Source organism: Jannaschia halovivens, from assembly GCF_046452375.1.
Lineage (GTDB): Bacteria > Pseudomonadota > Alphaproteobacteria > Rhodobacterales > Rhodobacteraceae > Jannaschia > Jannaschia halovivens.
The window spans coordinates 138,352-157,145 of record NZ_JBKFDJ010000001.1 but is presented as its reverse complement, the minus strand read 5'-3'; the positions used below and the strand labels follow the sequence as shown (position 1 = coordinate 157,145).

General features: G+C 68.4%; 19 protein-coding genes. 8 read left to right on the top strand and 11 right to left on the bottom strand.

The window, feature by feature from the left end; all coding sequences use genetic code 11:
* Window positions 1-186 precede the first annotated feature (186 nt).
* Window positions 187-2,148: a bifunctional 2',3'-cyclic-nucleotide 2'-phosphodiesterase/3'-nucleotidase gene (locus ACK8OR_RS00830; protein ID WP_410187583.1), complete on the top strand. Its 1,962-nt coding sequence runs from the start codon at window positions 187-189 to the stop codon at window positions 2,146-2,148.
* Window positions 2,149-2,252: 104 nt separating this feature from the next.
* Here the strand turns inward: ACK8OR_RS00830 and ACK8OR_RS00825 are convergent, their stop codons facing one another.
* The 5 genes from ACK8OR_RS00825 to dctP form a co-directional block, all read right to left on the bottom strand.
* On the bottom strand, window positions 2,253-3,755 hold the full coding sequence (locus ACK8OR_RS00825; protein ID WP_410187582.1) for a malonate--CoA ligase: 1,503 nt from the start codon (window positions 3,753-3,755) through the stop codon (window positions 2,253-2,255).
* Window positions 3,756-3,767: 12 nt separating this feature from the next.
* Complete coding sequence (locus ACK8OR_RS00820; RefSeq protein WP_410187581.1) at window positions 3,768-5,006, bottom strand: malonyl-CoA decarboxylase; 1,239 nt, start codon at window positions 5,004-5,006, stop codon at window positions 3,768-3,770.
* A complete protein-coding gene (locus ACK8OR_RS00815; protein WP_410187580.1) occupies window positions 5,003-6,310 on the bottom strand; it encodes a TRAP transporter large permease in 1,308 nt (435 codons plus the stop codon). The genes ACK8OR_RS00820 and ACK8OR_RS00815 overlap by 4 nt, the downstream gene beginning before the upstream one ends.
* Window positions 6,311-6,314: 4 nt before the next feature.
* Window positions 6,315-6,860: a TRAP transporter small permease gene (locus tag ACK8OR_RS00810; protein WP_410187579.1), complete on the bottom strand. Its 546-nt coding sequence runs from the start codon at window positions 6,858-6,860 to the stop codon at window positions 6,315-6,317.
* An 86-nt stretch (window positions 6,861-6,946) separates the two neighbouring features.
* A complete protein-coding gene (dctP, locus tag ACK8OR_RS00805) occupies window positions 6,947-7,924 on the bottom strand; it encodes a TRAP transporter substrate-binding protein DctP (RefSeq protein WP_410187578.1) in 978 nt (325 codons plus the stop codon).
* 141 nt (window positions 7,925-8,065) lie between these two features.
* On the opposite strand from dctP, the gene ACK8OR_RS00800 reads away from it, so the two are divergent.
* A complete protein-coding gene (locus ACK8OR_RS00800; protein ID WP_410187577.1) occupies window positions 8,066-8,734 on the top strand; it encodes a GntR family transcriptional regulator in 669 nt (222 codons plus the stop codon).
* Between the two features lie 64 nt (window positions 8,735-8,798).
* Complete coding sequence (locus ACK8OR_RS00795; RefSeq protein ID WP_410187576.1) at window positions 8,799-9,995, top strand: PQQ-dependent sugar dehydrogenase; 1,197 nt, start codon at window positions 8,799-8,801, stop codon at window positions 9,993-9,995.
* Between the two features lie 346 nt (window positions 9,996-10,341).
* Here ACK8OR_RS00795 and tig read toward each other — a convergent pair whose 3' ends face one another.
* The 4 genes from tig to ACK8OR_RS00775 form a co-directional block, all read right to left on the bottom strand.
* Window positions 10,342-11,667, bottom strand: coding sequence for a trigger factor (gene tig, locus ACK8OR_RS00790; RefSeq protein ID WP_410187575.1), 1,326 nt, complete (start codon window positions 11,665-11,667; stop codon window positions 10,342-10,344).
* A 395-nt stretch (window positions 11,668-12,062) separates the two neighbouring features.
* Window positions 12,063-12,560 (bottom strand): MarR family winged helix-turn-helix transcriptional regulator, encoded by a 498-nt coding sequence (locus tag ACK8OR_RS00785; RefSeq protein WP_410187574.1) that lies wholly within the window; start codon window positions 12,558-12,560, stop codon window positions 12,063-12,065.
* An 80-nt stretch (window positions 12,561-12,640) separates the two neighbouring features.
* Window positions 12,641-12,874, bottom strand: coding sequence for a succinate dehydrogenase assembly factor 2 (locus ACK8OR_RS00780; RefSeq protein WP_410189848.1), 234 nt, complete (start codon window positions 12,872-12,874; stop codon window positions 12,641-12,643).
* Between the two features lie 29 nt (window positions 12,875-12,903).
* The gene (locus ACK8OR_RS00775) at window positions 12,904-13,299 is read right to left on the bottom strand and encodes a helix-turn-helix domain-containing protein (RefSeq protein WP_298431016.1); all 396 of its coding nucleotides are present in this window, start codon (window positions 13,297-13,299) and stop codon (window positions 12,904-12,906) included.
* Window positions 13,300-13,375: 76 nt separating this feature from the next.
* Between ACK8OR_RS00775 and ACK8OR_RS00770 the strand changes: the two genes are divergently transcribed.
* The 3 genes from ACK8OR_RS00770 to ACK8OR_RS00760 all read left to right on the top strand — a co-directional run bounded on the left by ACK8OR_RS00770 (window position 13,376) and on the right by ACK8OR_RS00760 (window position 15,598).
* Window positions 13,376-14,578 carry a pyridoxal phosphate-dependent aminotransferase gene (locus ACK8OR_RS00770; RefSeq protein ID WP_410187573.1) on the top strand — a complete coding sequence of 401 codons (1,203 nt, stop codon included), beginning with the start codon at window positions 13,376-13,378 and terminating at the stop codon, window positions 14,576-14,578.
* A gap of 10 nt (window positions 14,579-14,588) precedes the next feature.
* Complete coding sequence (locus tag ACK8OR_RS00765; RefSeq protein WP_410187572.1) at window positions 14,589-14,987, top strand: hypothetical protein; 399 nt, start codon at window positions 14,589-14,591, stop codon at window positions 14,985-14,987.
* A 62-nt stretch (window positions 14,988-15,049) separates the two neighbouring features.
* A complete protein-coding gene (locus ACK8OR_RS00760; RefSeq protein ID WP_410187571.1) occupies window positions 15,050-15,598 on the top strand; it encodes a pyridoxamine 5'-phosphate oxidase family protein in 549 nt (182 codons plus the stop codon).
* Between the two features lie 36 nt (window positions 15,599-15,634).
* Here ACK8OR_RS00760 and ACK8OR_RS00755 read toward each other — a convergent pair whose 3' ends face one another.
* A complete protein-coding gene (locus tag ACK8OR_RS00755) occupies window positions 15,635-15,853 on the bottom strand; it encodes a hypothetical protein (RefSeq protein ID WP_410187570.1) in 219 nt (72 codons plus the stop codon).
* 236 nt (window positions 15,854-16,089) lie between these two features.
* On the opposite strand from ACK8OR_RS00755, the gene xth reads away from it, so the two are divergent.
* Window positions 16,090-16,872: an exodeoxyribonuclease III gene (xth, locus tag ACK8OR_RS00750; protein WP_410187569.1), complete on the top strand. Its 783-nt coding sequence runs from the start codon at window positions 16,090-16,092 to the stop codon at window positions 16,870-16,872.
* A gap of 46 nt (window positions 16,873-16,918) precedes the next feature.
* Window positions 16,919-17,947, top strand: a complete 1,029-nt coding sequence (locus ACK8OR_RS00745) for an aldo/keto reductase (protein ID WP_410187568.1) — start codon at window positions 16,919-16,921, stop codon at window positions 17,945-17,947.
* A 378-nt stretch (window positions 17,948-18,325) separates the two neighbouring features.
* Here ACK8OR_RS00745 and ACK8OR_RS00740 read toward each other — a convergent pair whose 3' ends face one another.
* Window positions 18,326-18,781 (bottom strand): DUF1499 domain-containing protein, encoded by a 456-nt coding sequence (locus tag ACK8OR_RS00740; protein WP_410187567.1) that lies wholly within the window; start codon window positions 18,779-18,781, stop codon window positions 18,326-18,328.
* Between the last annotated feature and the right edge of the window lie 13 nt (window positions 18,782-18,794).

Genomic DNA, 18,794 nt, shown 5'->3' with positions numbered 1-18,794 from the left:
GCCGAGGTCCATGCCGAACCGGCAGGCTGCGCGTTCGCGCATCCGACGCGCCAGGTCCCGACGTCCGTCGCTGCGCCCTCTTGCGGCAATCCGCTGCGCGCCCGGCACACTCTCGATGGACGACGTGCAATCGTCACGGGCGCGCGTATCATACGCCCGACCCAACCCCGGATCGGAGCCTGCCCCATGTCCCTCAGCCGCCGCAATTTCCTGACCACCACCGCCGGGGCCGCGACCCTCGTGATGGTTCACCCCTTTGCCGCCCGCGCCCAGGCGGGACAGGCCCATCTGCGCATCGCCGAGACGACCGACCTCCATGTCCATGTCTGGCCCTACGACTATTACGGCGACCGCGAGATCGACACCGTCGGCCTCGCCAGGACCGCCGCCCTGATCGAGGATGTGCGCGCTGAGGCAGGCAATACGCTCGTCCTCGACAATGGCGACTTCCTGCAAGGCAACCCGATGGGCGACTTCATGGCCTATGAGCGGGGGCTCAAGGCCGGCGACGTCCATCCGGTGATCGCCGCCATGAACGCCGTCGGCTTCGACGCCGCCACGATCGGCAACCACGAGTTCAACTACGGCCTCGATTTCCTCGAGAAGGCGCTGGCTGGTGCGGGCTTCCCCGTCGTCCTCGCCAATATCGTTCGGGAAGAAGCCGCCGAGATCACCGCCGACACGACCTTCGCGCCGCCTTACGTCATCCTCGATCGCGAGATCACAGATGGCGCCGGAGAGACCGCGCCCATTCGCATCGGCATCATCGGCTTCACCCCGCCGCAGGTCATGCTCTGGGATCGTCGTCACATGGAAGGCAACGTCACCGCCCGCGACATCGTCGCCACCGCCGAGGCCTACATCCCCCAGATGAAGGAAGAGGGCGCCGACATCATCATCGCGCTCAGCCATTCGGGCATCGGCCCCGCCGAGCGCGAGGACATGATGGAGAACGCCTCCGTTCCCCTCGCCGCCGTGCCGGGCATCGACGTCGTCCTGACCGGCCACCACCACCGCGAGTTCCCCGGCGACGCCTATGCTGACATCCCGAACGTGGACGCCGAAGCGGGCACGATCCACGGCAAGCCCGCCGTGATGCCCGGCTTCTGGGGCAGCCATATGGGCCTGATCGACCTGATGCTGGAGCGTGACGGCGCGGGCTGGCGGATCGCCTCCTCCACCTCCGAGCTGCGACCCATCGCCGTCCGTCAGGAGGATCGCTCCTGGCAACCGCAGGTCGAAAGCGTCGCCGCCGTCCTCGCCGCGACCGAGGCCGATCACCAGGCGACGCTGGAATATGTGCGGCGCGCGGTCGGCAAGACCGACGCCCCGCTTCACAGCTACTTCGCGCTCGTGGCTGACGATCCGTCGGTCCAGATCGTGTCGATCGCGCAGAAATGGTATGTCGAACAGCTTCTTGCGGGCACCGAGAACGAGGGTCTGCCCGTCCTCTCCGCCGCCGCGCCCTTCAAGGCCGGCGGCCGCGGCGGGCCGGAGTACTATACCGACGTGCCCGCGGGCGACGTTGCGATCCGGAACGTGGCCGATCTCTACCTTTACCCCAACACCGTCCGTGCCGTGAAAGTCACCGGCGCGCAGGTCAAGGACTGGCTCGAGCGCTCGGCGGGCATGTTCAACCAGGTCGAGCCGGGGGCCGAGGACGCGATCCTGCTGAACCCCGACTTCCCCAGCTATAATTTCGACGTGATCGACGGCGTCACCTACCGCATCGACCTCAGCCAGCCCGCCCGGTTTGACCCCGAGGGCGCGGTCGTGGCGCCCGATGCCAACCGCATCACCGACTTGAAGTTCGACGGTCAGGACATTGATCCCGAACAGGAGTTCATCATCGCCACGAACAATTACCGCGCCTCCGGCGGCGGCAGCTTCCCCGGTGCGGACGGCTCGACCATCGTGCTCGAGGCACCGGACACGAACCGCGACGTCATCGTCCGCTACATCGTCGAACAGGGCACGATCAGCCCCTCGGCCGACGCCAATTGGAGCTTCGTCCCGATGGAGGGCACGACCGCGATCTTCGAGACGGGTCCCGGCGGCGCATCCTATGCCGACGGTGTGCCCGGTGTTGTGCTCGAAGAAGCGGGCACCTCGGACGAGGGCTTCCTACGCTTCCGCATGACGATGTGACCGAGGCGTTCACGCGTCGTTAACCAAAACGCCGCCCGCTCCTATGGCCAGAAATACCTCGGGGGGAGTCCACAGGACGGGGGGCGGCGCCCCCCTCACCGGGCTCAGCCGAAGGCACCGGCATATCGGTCGCGCAGAACGTTCTTTTGCACCTTGCCCATCGTGTTGCGCGGCAGCTCGTCCACCACCTCGTAGCGCGCGGGGTGCTTGAACCGGGCCAACCCATCCTTTACCGCCGCGCGGATGGCGTCGAAATCCGGCGCGGCCCCCGGCGCGGGGACCAGGACGGCCACTGGGCTCTCGCCAAAATCGGGATGCGGCACGCCCACGACCGCGCTCTCCAGCACGCCCGGCTGGTCGTCGAGCAACAGCTCGATCTCCTTGGGATAGATGTTGAATCCGCCCGAGATGATCAGATCCTTGCCGCGCCCGACAATGGTGACGTAGCCGTCCTCGGATTGCGTCCCGAGATCGCCGGTGATGAACCAGCCGTCGGGGCGCAGCTCCTCGGCGGTCTTCTCGGGCATGTTCCAATAGCCTTGAAAGACGTTCGGTCCCCGGACCTCAATCGTGCCCGTTTCGCCCGGCCCGACTTCGGTTCCGCCCTCCATGATGCGCAACTCCACGCCCGGCAGGGGCTGGCCCACGGTCCCCGCGCGCCGCTCGCCCTCGTAGGGGTTCGAGGTGTTCATGTTCGTCTCGGTCATGCCGTAGCGCTCGAGGATGCGATGCCCGGTGCGTTCGGTGAAGGCGCGGTGGGTCTCGGCCAGGAGCGGCGCCGAGCCCGACACGAAAAGCCGCATATGCGCCACCAGATCGCGGTCGAACCCCGCGTCGTCCAGAAGCCGCGTGTAAAATGTCGGCACGCCCATCATCGCGGTCGCACGCGGCATCTGCGCGATCATCTCGCCCAGGTCGAATTTCGGCAGGAAGATCATCGCGCCCCCCGCCACCAGCGTCACGTTGGTTGCCACGAAGAGCCCGTGGGTATGAAAGATCGGCAGCGCGTGCAGAAGAACATCGCCTTCGGTGAAGTGCCAGGCCGCGGCCAGCGTCTCGGCGTTGGACAGAAGGTTGTCCTGGCTCAGCATCGCGCCCTTCGAGCGCCCCGTCGTCCCCGAGGTGTAGAGAAACGCCGCGAGATCGCCGCCTGCCCGCGCCACGGTCGCGAATTCCGACGGGGCCGAGGCGGCGTCCTCGGCCAGGCTGCCGCGCCCGTCGCCCGACAGGGTCGCCAACGTCGCGCCCGCGGCCTTGGCCACCTCCGCCATCTCGCCCGACCGGCCGGGATCGCAGACGAACAGCCGCGCCCCGGAGTCGGTGACGAAATATCCCACCTCGTCCGCGGTATAGGCCGTGTTGAGCGGCAGGAAGACGAGCCCCGCCCGCGCGCAGGCGGCATAGAGCGCCAGCGCCTCGGGCGACTTGTCGATCTGGGCCGCCACCCGGTCGCCGGGCACCAGCCCGCCCGCCGTCAGGGCGTTGGCCATCCGTCCTGCCATGTGGCCGAAATCGCGATGGCTGATGACCCGTCCGTCGGGCAGATGCAGGAACGGCGCATCCCGCGCCGCGTGGCGCCCGAACAGCCTGTCGTAGAGCGGGTTCATCGCGCGCCTCCGTCAGCTTTGGCGGCGGGCGGCGACGGCCAGCGCCTTCACGGGCCCGCTGGCGGCGACCGTGCCACGCGTGGCCAGCCCCTCGTGGTTCTGGGCCAGCCGCGCGGGGTCGTAAAGGTAGTTGACCATGGCACCGGCAGATTGCCGCATCCCCTTTTCGGACGTATCCGCCCCGGCATGGATCGCGTGGACCTGCGCGCCGTTGCCCAGATGGAAGCGCGCCACCGGGTCGCGCGGCCCCTGCCCCCGCTTTGCGTCCAGCAGATAGAGCGCCGCCAGCCGCCGCACCGTTTCGGGATCGGTCGTATCCGCGCTCCGCGTCCCCTCGGTCAGCCAATCCATCAGGCCCGGGATCGGCGACAGCGTCACGAAGGTCGAGAGCCCCGCCAGATCGGCCGAGAGATCCGCGACCACCTGCTTGATCAGCGAGTTGCCGAACGAGATCCCCGCCAGCCCCGCCTGGCAGTTCGAGATCGAGTAGAACACCGCCGTATCCGCGTCCTCGGCCTCGATCGGCGCGCGGTCGTCGGCCAGCAGCGTCTGGATCGAGCCGGGCACGCCCCGTGTCAGCGCGACTTCGACGAAGATCAGCGGCTCGTCGGGCATGGCCGGATGGAAGAACGCGAAACAGCGCCGGTCGGGTGGCTGCAGGCGGCGGCGCAGATCGTCCCAACCGTCGATGTCGTGGACGGCCTCGTAGGCGATGATCTTCTCGAGGATCAGCGCCGGGCTTCGCCAATCGACGGGCAGCAGCAGCAGGAACCCACGATTGAACCACGACGCGAAGAGATGGCGAAAATCGAGGTCCAGCGCGCCCAGGACCCCGTCCAGATCGCCCAGCCGCAGAAGATCGGCCCGCATCCGTACCAGCCGCGCCGTCGCACCGGGCGCCCGGTTCAGGCGGCGGATGAACTCCTGCCGGGCGGGCTCGGCGGCGCGGGCGAAGGCGCGGTAGCTCGCCCGGCCGGGCGCGTCGGCGTAGGCGTCGAGCGTGCCGCGCACCTCGCCCGCGTCGACATCCATGTCCCGCGCCAGCATCCCGAAGAACTCCAGCCGGCCCGCATCGTCCAGTGCGTCGTATCGGTCGAGGATCGTGCGCGTCAGCGACAGGCCCGTCGCCTCGCCCGCCTCGTCCAGCAGCGCACGGCAGAGCGCGTCCAGCGGACGGCTGTCGGGCACGGTCCGGCCCAGCGACAGCGGCCGGTCGAGGACCCGCCCGAGGAGACCGCCCAGCCGCATCACCCCATCACCGCCGTCGGCAGCCAGGTCGCGAGGCCGGGGAAGATGCACAGAAGGATGATCGCAACCACCATGCAGGCCACGAAGGGCAGCGAGCCCATCAGGATCGTCTTCAGCGGAATGTCGGGCGCGATGCCGTTGATGACGTAGAGGTTCAGGCCGACGGGCGGTGAGATCAGACCGATCTCCATGTTGATCGTCAGGATCACCGCGAACCAGATTGGGTCGAACCCGGCCGTCAGGATGATCGGCAGCAGGATGGGCGCCGCCATCAGGATCACCGCGACCGGCGGCAGGAAGAATCCCGCGATCAGCAGGAACACATTCACGGCACCCATCAGCACCCAGCGGTTCACCTCGAGTGTGCCGATCCATTCCGCGATGCTCTGGGTGATGAAGAGCGAGGACAGCATGTAGGAAAAGACGCCCGCCGCCGCGATGATGAAGAGGATCATCACCGATTCCCGCGTAGAGTCGCGCAGCACGTCCCAGAGCTTGGCGGGCGACCAGAGCCGGTAGATCACCATCGCGATCAGGAGGCAGAGGAGCGCGCCCACGGCCGCCGTCTCCGACGGCGTCGCGATGCCCCCATACATCGCGTAGAGCACGCCCACGATGATCGCGAGGAACGGCAGGACGCGGGGCAGGATCTCGACCTTCTGGCGCCAGCTGTAGACGCGTGGCGTCAAGAGGTTCACGTCTCCCGACCGCCAGGTCGAATAGAGCGACCACGCCATGAAGAGACCGACGAGCAGAAGACCGGGGATCACGCCCGCGAGGAACAGCCGCCCGATCGAGGTCTCGGTCGCGATGCCGTAGACGATCATCGTGACCGAGGGCGGGATCAGGATGCCCAGCGTGCCGCCCGCCGCAATCGAGCCCGCGGCCACGCCGTCGGGATAGCCGCGCTTGCGCATCTCGGGGATGCCCATCTTGCCGATGGCCGCGCAGGTCGCGGGGCTGGACCCGGACATCGCCGAGAAGAGCGCGCAGGCCCCGAGGTTCGAGATCACGAGGCCGCCGGGCACCCGCGTCATCCAGCGCTCGAGCGCCTCATAGAGATCGGCGCCCGCGCGGGTCGAGGCGATGGACGACCCCATGATGATGAACATCGGGATCGCCAGCAGGGCGAAATTGTCGAGCTTGCCGAACATGATCTCGGGCATCAGCTCCAGCGAGCGGAGGCCATCGAACAGCATCAGGAAGCCCCCGGAGACGATCAGCAGGCCGATGGCGACCGACACGCCGGAGAAGAGGACGAAGATCGTGGCAAGCGCGACGAGCAGTCCGAGAACGAGCGGATCCATGGCGTCAATCCTCCAGTCCGAAGGGCGCGTCGATCCGCAGGATCACCGCCAGAAGATCGGCCAGAAGTTGGAGCAGCAGGAGCCCCAGACCCACGACCAGCGATAGGTACGGGATCCAGAGCCGCACGCCCCAGACGGTGTCCGACTTCCAGCCCCGCGACCACGCCAGGTGCCAGAACTCGTAGGCGTAGAAGAGCATCACGCCGATCACGAGCGCCGAAACCGAGAGCGTCACCATGGCCAGCAGCCGCCGCACCGGCGGCTTCAAGGCCAGCGGGATCAGGTCGACATTCACGTGGCCCCGCAGGCGTTGGACGTAGGGAAGCCCCACCAGCGTCGCCGCGATCATCAGGTAGATCACCGCCTCGGTCTGCCAGACGGTCGAGCCGTTCAGCACGAAGCGTACGAAGATCATCTGGCAGGTGATGGCGACCGCGGCGACGATCATCGCCGCCGACACCCATCCGGCGAGGGTGCTGATCCAGGCGACGGTTCGCAGGAACGGGTTGCCGCCGTCGCGGGCGGCCTGTGCTGTGGTCTGGCCGGCCATGGGGCCTCCGATCGGTTCGGGTGGACGGGCCGCGCGGCGCGGGCGTGCAGTCGGGCGGGGCGCGCGTGGCCCCGCCCGAACCGGGATCAGTCGACGCTGAGTGCGAGGTCCAGCAGCTCCTGCCCGCCCGGCGTCTCCTCGACGAAGGCCTTGTAGGAGGTCTCGGTCGCCAGCGCGCGCCAGGCCTCGAACTCCTCGGCGGTCATGTCGGCGATTTCGACGCCCGCCTCCTCGAAGACGCGACGGGATTCGGCGTCCTCCTTCTTGGCCTCTTCCAGGTAGAAGGCCTCGGCGGCGGCGGAGGCTTCGGTCAGCGCCGCCTGCTGCTCGGGGGTGAGCCCCTCGAAGGTCGATTTGTTGATCAGAAGCGGCTGATACATGAACCACAGCGCGTAGTCGCCCGCAGGCGTGTAGCAGGCGACCTGCTCGTAGATGCGGTAGCTGACGAAGGACGAGGACGAGGTATTCGCCGCGTCAAGCACGCCCGTCTGCATGGCGTTGTAGATCTCGGACGAGGCCATCGAGGCAATCGACGCGCCCGCCCCGGCGAGCATCTGCTCGAACGCCTTGCCGGCGGCGCGGGTCTGCTTGCCTTCCATGTCGTCCGGCGAGGTGATGCAGGAATCCTTGCCCGCGAAGCCACCCGCGAGATAGCCGTGGACCAGCGCCATCACATCGTCCTCGGCCATCTTCTCCTCGATCGCGGCCATGAACGCGCTCTCGTTGAGGCGCGCGGCGTGGTCGTGGTTCTTCACGAGGCCGGGCATCAGGGTGAGATTGTAGGAGGGCTGGACGCCGCCCGCGTAGCTCAGCGGCAGCACCGTCATATCGAGCTGACCCCGGCTCAGTGGCTGGTACTGCTCGCGCGCCTTGAAGAGCGAGGCGGACGGGAAGATCTTGATCTCCAGGTCGACATCGGCGGCCGCGACGCCTTCGGCCACCATCTCGGCCACCTGGTGGCGGATATCGCCGGTCGACCATTGGTGCGACAGGCGCAGTTCGGCGGCCGTGGCGGCACCGGTCAATGCGAAGGCGGCCACGGTGGCCGTGAGTGCGAGTTTCATGCTGTTCTCCCTGATCTGCGTCGCCCCCTCCCCGGGGCGCGCTTGCCCTAGGGGTAGGCGGCGGCCGCATGCGTTGTCAACAATCTTGCATACAAGACGACAACCTTGCATACGAAGAACTTCCGGGGCACGATGCACCGCATGGACGGAGCGAGCCCCACACACACGCGCGCCGATCGCGTCACCCGCGACCTCGAACAGGCGATCGTCGACGGGGACTACGCCGATGGCGACCGGCTGGACGAGGTGCAGGTCGCGGCGCGGTTCGGCGTGTCGCGCACCCCCGTCCGCGAGGCGTTCCAGCGCCTGACCCAATCCGGTCTCGTCGAACAGGTGCCCCGCCGCGGCGTCTTCGTCCGCGAGCCGGGCCCGGTCGAGCTGATGGAGATGTTCGAGGTCATGGCCGAACTCGAGGCGACCTGCGCGCGCCTCGCCGCCGCGCGCGCCACCGACGCCGCCATCGCCGATCTGGGGGCCGCGAACGACGCCTGCCGGGCCGCCGTGGACCGCCGCGACGCCGACGAGTTCTACGATCACAACGCCACCTTCCATGATCTCATCCGACAGCAATCGGGCAACGCCTTCCTCGCTGCCGAGACGGAGCGGCTCAACCGCCGCCTGCGCCCGTTCCGCCGAATCCAGCTCCATGTCCGGGGCCGTCTGCCGCAGGCCATGCGCGAGCACGAGGCCATCCTCGCCGCCCTGACCGAAGGCGACGCCGCGCGCGCCGCCGATCTCATGCGCGCCCATGTCGCCGTGCAGGGCGAAAAATTCCGCTACCTGATCAATTCCCTGCGCCGCGCGCGCTGAGGTGACGGCGGGGCCCTGCGCCCTAGGTCTTCGGGTACTGCAAACGCCGACCCGGAGCCATCCCATGCGCTACACCGTCCTGACCTTCACCTTCGTCGCCCTGCCCCTCGCCGCCACGGCGCAGGGCTTCACCTATGGCGAGCGGAACACCGATTTCCCGCCCGCCTTCCCCGAGCAGTTCCGTGCCGAGCTGGTCTCCTCGGATGTCTCGCTGAAGACCGAGCTTCTCGCCGGCGGGCTCGTGCATCCCTGGGGCATCGCCACGCTGCCGGAGGGCGGCGGCTGGCTCGTGACCGAACGACCGGGCCGCCTGCGCCATCTTGCGGCCGACGGCACCCTGTCCGATCCGATCACCGGCACGCCCGAGGTCGTGGCCGCGCGGCAAGGTGGGCTCCTGGACGTCGTGCTGGCCCCCGATTTCGCAGATAGCCGGATGATCTACGTCACCTACGCCAAGCCCGTTGATGGCGGCTCGGCCACGGCTGCCGCCCGCATGACACTCGCCGAGGATCTCGCGTCGGTCTCGGGCGTCGAGGACATCTTCGTCCAGACCCCCGCCAGCCAGAATCCGATGCATTTCGGCAGCCGCGTCGTTTTCCTCGACGACGGCACCGTGGCGATCACCACGGGCGAGCACTTCTCCGACGAGGAGCGGCCCTTCGCGCAGGATCTCGACAAGACCTACGGCAAGGTCATCCGCGTCAATGCCGACGGCAGTACGCCGGACGACAATCCCTTCGTCGGGCAAGACGGCGCGATCGACACGATCTGGTCGCTGGGCCACCGCAACATCCAGGGGGCGGCCGTCGATGCGAACGGCACGCTCTGGACGATCGAGCACGGTCCCGCCGGTGGCGACGAGCTCAACCGCCCCGAGGCGGGGCTGAACTACGGCTGGCCGGTCATCTCCTACGGCGAACGCTACGGCTTCACGGGCGGCGGCCCGATCGGATCGGGCGAGGCCGTGCAGGACGGCATGGAGCAGCCGGTCTACTTCTGGGATCCGGTCATCGCGCCCGGCGGCATGGCGTTCCATTCGGGCGAGACCTTCGCCGACTGGAACGGCGACATCCTCGCCTCGTCCCTGAAGCCCGGCGGCGTCGTCCGCCTGTCGCTCGATGCCGCGGGGATGGTGGTCGAGGAGGAGCGCCTCCTGCGCGACATCGGCCGTGTCCGCGACATCGAGATCCAGCCCGACGGCAGCTTCATCGTCCTGACCGATTTCGAGAACGGCAGCGTCCTCCACGTCACGCCGGAATAAAGGGTTCGCCGTCCAGGCGAACCCGCGGCGGCAAGGTGACGGTCCGCAGGACCGTCACAGCCGCACCAATGGTCATAGCGCAACACCACGGGGGTTCGCCGTCCAGGCGAACCCGCGGCGGCCAGGTGTTCGTCCGCGAGGACCGTCGCAGCCGCACCGAGGGCCGCGCGATGCCTTCGGGCCCCCTGACGGAACTCGCGTTACAAGCCATCCGAACCGGCGAGGCCCGCCACGATGGCACTAGGATCGTCGACGATCCCAGGACGTGAATGTCGCCCGATAACCCACTGAAACAAAACGGGGCGCCGCAATGGGCGCCCCGGTTCGGTCATGCGTGTCGCGGCGCTTACGCGTCTTCGAGCTTCTCGACCTCGGCCTGCAGCTCGTCCTTGGTCACCGTCTTGTCGGTCACCTTCGCGCGCTCGAGGATCAGGTCGATGACCTTGTCCTCGAAGAGCGGGGCGCGGACCTGCTGCTGCGCCTGGGCGTTCTGCTGGATATACTGGAAGAACTCGCGCTCCTGACCGGGATACTGGCGCGCCTGGTTCATGATGGCCTGCGTCATCTCGGCGTCGGAGACCTGAACCTCCTCCTTCTGGCCCAGCTCGGCCAGCAGAAGGCCCAGACGCACGCGGCGCTCGGCGAGCTTGGTGTGCTCCTCGGTCGGCTCGACCTTCTCGTGGTCGTGGCCCTCGACCTCGGGGTTCTCCTCGTGCCAGAGCTGGTGCGCGATCTGGCCCGCTTCCGCCTCGACGAGGCTCGGCGGCAGATCGAAGGTCACCAGACCGTCGAGCTGATCGAGCAGCTGACGCTTCACGACCTGGCGCGCGGCGCCCTGGTACTCGGCCCCCAGACGCTCGGAGATCTGGCCCTTCAGGGCGTCGAGGCTCTCGGCACCGAAGGTCTTGGCCATCTCGTCGTCGATCTTCGCCTCGCCGGGCTTCTTCACTTCCTTGATCGTGCAGTCGAACACCGCGGCCTTACCGGCCAGATGCTCGGCCTGGTACTCCTCGGGGAAGGTCACCTCGACGGCCGTTTCCTCACCGGCCTTCACGCCGATCAGCTTCTCCTCGAAGCCGGGGATGAACTGGCCCGAGCCAAGCTCCAGCGCGAAATCCTCGGCCGAGCCGCCCTCGAAGGCCTCGCCATCGACCTTGCCGACAAAATCCATCACGACCTGGTCGCCCTTGGCGGCCTTGCCCTTCTTGGTCACGAAGGTCTTGGCGGTCTTGGCCAGGCTCTCCAGCGCCTCGTCGATATCGGCCTGCGCCGGCTCGACCACGAGGCGGTCGATCGCGACGCCCGAGAAGTCGACATCCGGCACCTCGGGCAGCGCCTCGTAGGTCATGCTGATCTCGACGTCGTCGCCCGGCTTCCAGTCCTCGTTGGTCATCACGACGCTGGGCTGCATGGCGGGGCGGTCGCCCGACTTCTCGAAATGACCGGCCATCGCGCCGTCGACGGTCTCCTGCATGGCCTCGCCCATGAGGCGCTCGCCGAACTGCTTGCGGAGCAGGGCCATCGGGACCTTGCCCTTACGGAAGCCCTTCATCTCGATGGTGGGCTGCGCCTCGGTCAGCTTCTCGTTGACCTTGGCGTCGAGATCGGCGGCGGGGACCGTGATGGTGTAGCCGCGCTTGAGGCCGTCGTTCAGGGTCTCGGTCACCTGCATGTGTCTCGTCCTTGTCGTTTGATACCGGGCCGCTCGCGGGCCCCCATAAGCGAAAACCCCGCCGGAAAGCGGCGGGTGCAAATCGGCGCCTGTCTATGGAGGCGGGTGGGGGGAAGCAAGCGGATTCCCGAGGCCCGCCGGGCTGCGGCGACGGCACCGGCGCGGCGTCGGTCGGCCCGATGCGGCGGCGCCCGGCGCGAGATGCGCGCGATCGGGTCGGGTCGCTCCGGGTGGCCTTCCGCGATGCCGATGGCGCGGTCGCGAGGCGGATCAACGCATGGTGTGTTTCTGTGGATTCACCAGCATTCGGGATCGCACCGAACGCGGCCGATCGCCTTAGCCCGTCTCGGCTCCGAGCACCAGCCGCGGCGCCCCGCCGTGCAGCACGCGTCGCGCTAGTAGATATAGCGGATCTGTTCGCCCCAGTAGCGCTCGACGCGCCGGAGCGTGCCCACGATCTCGATCAGGCCCGCATCCGACAGGACGCCGGTATGACGGATACCGTCGGCATGGCGCGAGAAGAGCGCGGCCACCGCGTCCCGCACCTCGCGGCCCTTGGCAGTCAGGCGCACGCGGACGGCCCTCCGGTCGATCTCGCAGCGCTGGTGATGCATGTATCCCATCTCGACCAGCTTCTTGAGATTGTAGCTGACATTCGAGCCCTGGTAGTAGCCGCGCGTCTTTAGCTCGCCCGCCGTGACCTCGTTGTCGCCGATGTTGAACAGCAAGAGCCCCTGCACCGCGTTGATCTCGAGGATGTTGAGGCGTTCGAACTCGTCCTTGATGACATCGAGAAGCAAGCGATGCAGCCGCTCCACCAGGGTCAGGGCATCGAGGTAGCCGGACATGAAATCCGGCGTGTGGCGCGGCTGGAACTTCTCGAGTCGGCTCATGGCAGGTCATCCCGGCTTGGTCGTTCGTCCCCTCTCTGACCGAACTTTCCGAATATTCTGTTAAACTGCCATTCGATTTCTCAGCGCGCGCCGCCCGGCACCCGCGCCGCCAGTTCGCCCATCAGCGGTGCGAAGCGGGCGGGCGCCTCGGCTTGGCCCGTGACCCATGCGAAGAGGTCGTGGTCGTTCTCGCCCAGCACCGCCTCGAAAAGGTCGAGCCCCTCGGCGTCCAACCCACCCAGCTCGGCATCGGCATACCCCCCCAGGATCATGTCCATTTCCTTGATCCCGCGCCGCCAGGCCCGGATGCGCATCCGCTTGATGCGGGCCTCGGCCGGGGTGGTCACGACGGGGTGTCCAGCCGCTCGCGCAGCCGCCGTTCCAGCATGTCGAGCCGCCGCGCGATGCGCAGCGCGTCGCGCTGCAGGATTTGGACCTCTCGCACGAGGCGGGCGTCGCGCACCGGCATCGCGTCGTCGTCGGCGGGCCCGTCCCCCTCGCCGGTCAGAAGCCAGACCAGCGACACGTTCAGCACCCCGGCGAGGATCGAGACGCGGTTGGCGCGCGGCTCGGCGCGGTCCTCCTCCCATGCGCGGATCGTCTTGAGCTTGACGCCGATATTCTCGGCCAGCTGCGCCTGGGTGTAGCCCGAGGCCGATCGCGCCCCCGACAGCCGGTCGCCGAATGTGGTCTCGTCGGGATCGTACCAGTCGCCCTCGGCGGTGTCGGTGTCGCTCATGCGCTCGGGCTCCTTGATCGCGGGTCGTACGCAACTTAGGACGGGCACGAGCCCGCTGCCAACCGGAGACGACCCAATGGCCTTCCTGTCCGACACCCTCTCCCGCGTGAAGCCGTCGCCGACCATCGCGGTTACAAACAAGGCCCGCGAATTGAAGGCCGAGGGGCGCGACGTCATCGGCCTCGGCGCGGGCGAGCCTGATTTCGACACCCCCGAGAACATCAAGGCCGCAGCGGTCGCCGCCATCGAGGCGGGCAAGACCAAGTACACCGCCGTCGACGGCATTCCCGAACTGAAGGCGGCCATCTGTGCCAAGTTCAAGCGCGACAACGGCCTCGACTACACGCCTGCGCAGGTCACCGTCGGCACCGGCGGCAAGCAGGTGCTCTACAACGCCTTCGTGGCCACGCTGAACCCAGGCGACGAGGTGGTGATCCCCGCCCCCTACTGGGTGAGCTATCCCGACATGGTCCTGCTCGCGGGCGGTGAGCCGGTGATCGCGGAAGCCGGCATCGAGACCAATTTCAAGCTGACGCCCGAAGCGCTCGAAGCGGCGATCACGCCCAAGACCAAGTGGTTCATCTTCAACTCGCCGTCGAACCCGACGGGTGCCGCCTATTCGGCGTCGGAGCTCAAGGCGCTGACCGACGTGCTCCTGCGCCACCCGCATGTCTGGATCCTGACCGACGACATGTACGAGCATCTCGTGTTCGACAATTTCGTCTTCGCCACCCCCGCGCAGGTCGAGCCGCAGCTGATCGACCGGACGCTGACGATGAACGGCGTCTCCAAGGCCTATTCGATGACCGGCTGGCGCATCGGCTATGCCGCAGGGCCCGAGACGCTGATTGCCGCCATGCGGAAGGTGCAGTCGCAATCCACGTCCAACCCCTGCTCCATCAGCCAGTGGGCCGCGGTCGAGGCGCTGGAGGGGACGCAGGCCTTCATCCGGCCGAACCAGGCGCTCTTCAAGGGCCGCCGCGACCTGGTCGTCGCGGGCCTGAACGCCTGCCCCGGCATCGATTGCCCGAAGCCCGAGGGTGCGTTTTACGTCTATCCCTCGATTGCGGGCTGCATCGGCAAGACCAGCGCGGCCGGCACCGAGATCGCCGATGACGAGACCTTTGCGACGGCCCTACTGGAGGAGGAAGGCGTCGCCGTCGTGTTCGGCGCGGCCTTCGGCCTCAGCCCCCATTTCCGCGTCTCCTACGCCACCTCGGACGAGGCGCTGACCGAGGCCTGCGCCCGCATCAAGCGGTTCTGCGAGGGGCTGTCTTGAGCATCCTCGCATGAGCGGCCTGCCCCCCTACTACTTCCGGGTGAAGGACAACGGCGCGCTCGTGTTCCGGGTCGATGCCGAGAACCGGCAGCGGCGGCTGGAGCTTGACCAGATCGCGACCGTGAACGTCAACAACGGTGCCGTGAAGCCGCAGGGCGACACGATCCTCACACCCGCGGACAAGGCCGCCATCGACGCGTGGATGGCCGAGCGGAGCGCGACGCTGGCCGCGCGCGACGTCGACGACATCCTTCGCACCGTCGACCACCTGAACCTCACGGCGCACTGGGCGCAGGCGCGCGCCACCGACGACCAGCTCGACGCGGTGACGGACCGGTTGCTGATGGCGATGCACGACCTGCGCACCGTGCTGGCCAAGAAGCGCGCGGACCGGCTGCAGGGCGACTGACCCCGGCATTGCCGCAATGCTGATGTTCCGCTAACGTTCTACCGACCCGGACGGAGGACGCTATGGCGCTCGGCGCCAGGCTCAACCCTACGCTCCGCGCGTTCATCGAACGCCAGCCGATGTTCTTCGTGGCCAGCGCGGCCGCCGACGGGCGGGTCAACCTCTCGCCCAAGGGGGCCGACACGCTGCGGATCGTGGACGACACGCATCTGAGCTGGCTGAACCTGTCGGGCAGCGGCAACGTGACGGCGGGCCATGTCGCGCAGCTCAACCGCATCACGCTGATGTTCTGTGCCTTCGAGGGCGACGCGCTGATCCTACGGCTCTACGGCACGGCCCGCACGATCCATCCCCACGACGCCGACTGGGCGGCGCGGATCGCGATGTTCCCCGACCTCGCGGGCAGCCGGCAGATCTTCGACGTCACGATCGAGGGGGTCCAGACCTCCTGCGGGACAGGCGTGCCACGCATGGTGCCGCAGGGCGACCGCGCGATGGAGGAACTGGTGCCGTACTGGGAGGGGTTGGATGACGACCAGATCGCCGCCTATTGGCGCCGCAAGAACGCCGAGACGATCGACGGGTTCGACACCGGGCTGATCCGGGACTGAGGGCCGCGCGACCCGCCGGGCCGCGCAGCCTGGAAGTCAGCGCGAGCGGGCGCAGCCGCCGAGATCGTCGCAGAAGATCCCCGCGAGGCCTCCGACGATCGCGCCGCGGTCGCCATTGCCGTCCACGGCCTTGGCAGCCCCGTAGCCGATGGCCGCGCCGACGAGGCCGCGCTCCACGTCGCTGTCGATGGGGCCGCCGGGACCGCAGGCGGCGAGCGTGGTCAGAAGGGCGGCAAGCGCAAGATGCAGTTTCATGATCGGGTCTCCTGGTGCGGCCGTCTCGGGCCGTTCGGGTTTGGAAGTCGTCCGACCCTCGCCGCTCCGCTTCGTCCGGATGCGTCGCCTGTCGGCATGGGCGCAGATAGGTCCCGTCCGCCGCGACATGCGATCACCGCCGCCGGCCGCCGCGCCGCTATGCGATAACAGGTAAGCCGCGCCCGACCGCACCCCGACCCGTGACAGGCCCCGCCGTCTGCCCTAAGCCCGGTCCCATGAAAATCGCGACCTACAACATCAACGGCATCAAGGCCCGGCACGAGACCGTCGCCCGCTGGCTGGCCGAGGACGCGCCCGACGTGGCCGTCCTGCAGGAAATCAAATCGGTCGACGAGGCCTTCCCCCGCGAGGTCGTCGAAGATGCCGGCTACGAGTTGCACACCCACGGGCAGAAAGGCTTCAACGGCGTCGCCCTTCTGTCGAAGACCCCGCTCGAGGATGTCACGCGCGGCCTGCCGGGCGACGATTCGGACGAGCAGGCCCGCTATATCGAGGGCACGGCGATCGGCGAGACGGGCGCGGTCCGAATCTGCGGCCTCTACCTGCCAAACGGCAACCCGGCGCCGGGGCCGAAATACGACTACAAGCTGGGCTGGATGGCCCGGCTCGAGGCGCGGGCGCGCGACCTTCTGGCCGCCGAGGAGCCGTTCCTGATGACCGGCGACTTCAACGTCATCCCCGACGACCGCGACGCCGCCCGCCCCGAGGCGTGGCGCGACGACGCCCTCGCCCGCCCCGAGACCCGCGCGGCGTGGCGCCGGCTCTGCAACCTGGGGCTGACCGAGGCCTTCCGCACCCGCAATCCCTCGCCCGGCCATTACAGCTTCTGGGATTACCAGGCGGGCGCGTGGGACCGGAACGACGGCATCCGCATCGACCATTTCCTTCTGTCGCCCGCCATCGCCGACCGCCTGACCGACTGCACCATCCAGGCCGAGATGCGTGGACGCACCAAGCCGTCGGACCATGTTCCCGTCTGGCTCGACCTCGACATCTGACCGGCCGCCCGTCCGCCGGGCCGCCCGCTGCACGAAAGATACCTCCATGCGCACCGTCCCCCTCGGGTCCGACGACACCGTCTCCGAGTTCATCCTCGGCACGATGACCTTCGGCACCCAGACCGCACCCGCGGAGGCCCACACCAAGCTCGACATGGCGGTCGATGCGGGGATCACCTGGCTCGACACCGCCGAGATGTATCCCGTCAATCCGATCCGCCCCGAAACGATCGGCCGCACCGAGGAGATCATCGGCGACTGGATCGCCGCGGGCGGCACCGGCCTCCGGATCGCGACCAAGCATTCCGGCGAGGGCGCCCATCCCCGCGACGGCGCGCCCATCACCGCCGAGAGCATTCCCGTCACGCTCGAGGGCAATCTCAAGCGTCTGCGGGTGGACACGATCGACCTCTACCAGTTCCACTGGCCCAATCGCGGCAGCTTCCAGTTCCGCAAGAACTGGACCTACGTTCCCGAAGGCGAGCGCGCCGCGATCCGCCAGAACTTCGCCGATTGCGCAGGCGCGCTGGCCCGCGAGGTCGAGCGCGGCACGATCCGGCAGTTCGGTCTCTCGAACGAATCGGCCTGGGGCATGATGCAGTGGAACGCCGCCGCCGAGGCGACGGGTGGCCCGCGCGTCGTCGGGCTCCAGAACGAATATTCGCTGCTGGCCCGCCTCGCCGATACCGACATCGCCGAGACGCTGGTCCATGAAGGCATCACGATGCTGGCCTTCTCGCCGCTGGCCGCCGGCATCCTGACGGGCAAGTACCAGGGCGGCGCGATCCCCGACGGCTCGCGGCGGTCGGTGAACGATGGCCTCGGCGGGCGCTGGACCGACCGGCTTCAGCCCGCCGTGGCCGCCTATCTGGACCTCGCGCGCGCCCACGGCGTCGATCCGGTGCACATGGCGCTGGCCTGGCTCCGGACGCGCCCTTTCCGCTGCGCCGCGATCATCGGCGCCTCGACGACCGAGCAGCTCGAGCATGAGCTGGCGGGCGCGGACGTGACGCTCTCGCAGGAGCTGGTCGCCGCCATCGACGAGACCCACAAGGCGCATCCGATGCCCTATTGAGCGCCCCGCGCTAACGGATCGTTCACCGCTCGGGCAAATAGAGGTCCGCGCTGCAGCATGACGACCAAGGACGATCCCGAGGGGTCATGGCATACGCGCCGTGGCCGCACGGATCGGGCCCGATCCGACATCGCCCCCCTGGCACGGGGGCGATTCACCCGAAGGGACGTCCGCCCGCACGCGGCGCCGCGTCACTCATCCGACCGATCTCGCGAGATACCGGCACACGGCCCCCGGCGTATCCGCCGGTCGGCCCGGCCGGCGTGCCACGATGCCCCCTGCCGGTCCCCGCGCCATCGTCGCGCGCGCCGACCGTGCCGCGCGCTGGCATCGGCGTCCGTCCTGTTTCGAACCTGGCCCGGTCCCCGAGAATAGCGCTCAGCCTGCCTCCAGCGCCGCCAGCCAGCGCTCAAGCCGGGCCTTGTTCACCCCGAGATCGGAATGCCCGTAGCGCGAACGGCTCCAGGCCGTCAGTCGCGCGCCGTCCCCTTCCGGCACGATGCGCACAGACACCGCGTCCGGGAACCCCATCAGCCCCGAACGCTGCACATAGGTGACCCAGCCTTCCGAAGCCGCACCGGCCAGCACCTCGGTCCGCGCCTCGGCCAGCGCCACCGCATCCAGCCGCGCGCCCAGATCGGCAGGGGCCAGCGACGACACGAAAGGCGGGCGGTCCCCGCCCTCGGCCACGAGGTAATCGTTCGGCTTGCCGGTGCGCGCCCCGAGATCCGGGTCGACGTGCCACGCCTCGGCGGACATGTCGGCACTGCGGATGCCGATCGCAGCGGCGGCCCCGGCGCCCAGCGCCGCGAGGATTAGAATGCGTCCAACCATGCCGCACATCTAG

Coding starts and splice junctions, on each gene's coding strand:
- ACK8OR_RS00830 (WP_410187583.1), top strand. CDS start 187: ATGTCCCTCAGCCGCCGCAATTTCCTGACCACCACCGCCGGGGCCGCG.
- ACK8OR_RS00825 (WP_410187582.1), bottom strand. CDS start 3,755: ATGAACCCGCTCTACGACAGGCTGTTCGGGCGCCACGCGGCGCGGGAT.
- ACK8OR_RS00815 (WP_410187580.1), bottom strand. CDS start 6,310: ATGGATCCGCTCGTTCTCGGACTGCTCGTCGCGCTTGCCACGATCTTC.
- ACK8OR_RS00810 (WP_410187579.1), bottom strand. CDS start 6,860: ATGGCCGGCCAGACCACAGCACAGGCCGCCCGCGACGGCGGCAACCCG.
- dctP (WP_410187578.1), bottom strand. CDS start 7,924: ATGAAACTCGCACTCACGGCCACCGTGGCCGCCTTCGCATTGACCGGT.
- ACK8OR_RS00800 (WP_410187577.1), top strand. CDS start 8,066: ATGGACGGAGCGAGCCCCACACACACGCGCGCCGATCGCGTCACCCGC.
- ACK8OR_RS00795 (WP_410187576.1), top strand. CDS start 8,799: ATGCGCTACACCGTCCTGACCTTCACCTTCGTCGCCCTGCCCCTCGCC.
- tig (WP_410187575.1), bottom strand. CDS start 11,667: ATGCAGGTGACCGAGACCCTGAACGACGGCCTCAAGCGCGGCTACACC.
- ACK8OR_RS00785 (WP_410187574.1), bottom strand. CDS start 12,560: ATGAGCCGACTCGAGAAGTTCCAGCCGCGCCACACGCCGGATTTCATG.
- ACK8OR_RS00780 (WP_410189848.1), bottom strand. CDS start 12,874: ATGCGCATCCGGGCCTGGCGGCGCGGGATCAAGGAAATGGACATGATC.
- ACK8OR_RS00775 (WP_298431016.1), bottom strand. CDS start 13,299: ATGAGCGACACCGACACCGCCGAGGGCGACTGGTACGATCCCGACGAG.
- ACK8OR_RS00770 (WP_410187573.1), top strand. CDS start 13,376: ATGGCCTTCCTGTCCGACACCCTCTCCCGCGTGAAGCCGTCGCCGACC.
- ACK8OR_RS00765 (WP_410187572.1), top strand. CDS start 14,589: ATGAGCGGCCTGCCCCCCTACTACTTCCGGGTGAAGGACAACGGCGCG.
- ACK8OR_RS00760 (WP_410187571.1), top strand. CDS start 15,050: ATGGCGCTCGGCGCCAGGCTCAACCCTACGCTCCGCGCGTTCATCGAA.
- ACK8OR_RS00755 (WP_410187570.1), bottom strand. CDS start 15,853: ATGAAACTGCATCTTGCGCTTGCCGCCCTTCTGACCACGCTCGCCGCC.
- xth (WP_410187569.1), top strand. CDS start 16,090: ATGAAAATCGCGACCTACAACATCAACGGCATCAAGGCCCGGCACGAG.
- ACK8OR_RS00745 (WP_410187568.1), top strand. CDS start 16,919: ATGCGCACCGTCCCCCTCGGGTCCGACGACACCGTCTCCGAGTTCATC.
- ACK8OR_RS00740 (WP_410187567.1), bottom strand. CDS start 18,781: ATGGTTGGACGCATTCTAATCCTCGCGGCGCTGGGCGCCGGGGCCGCC.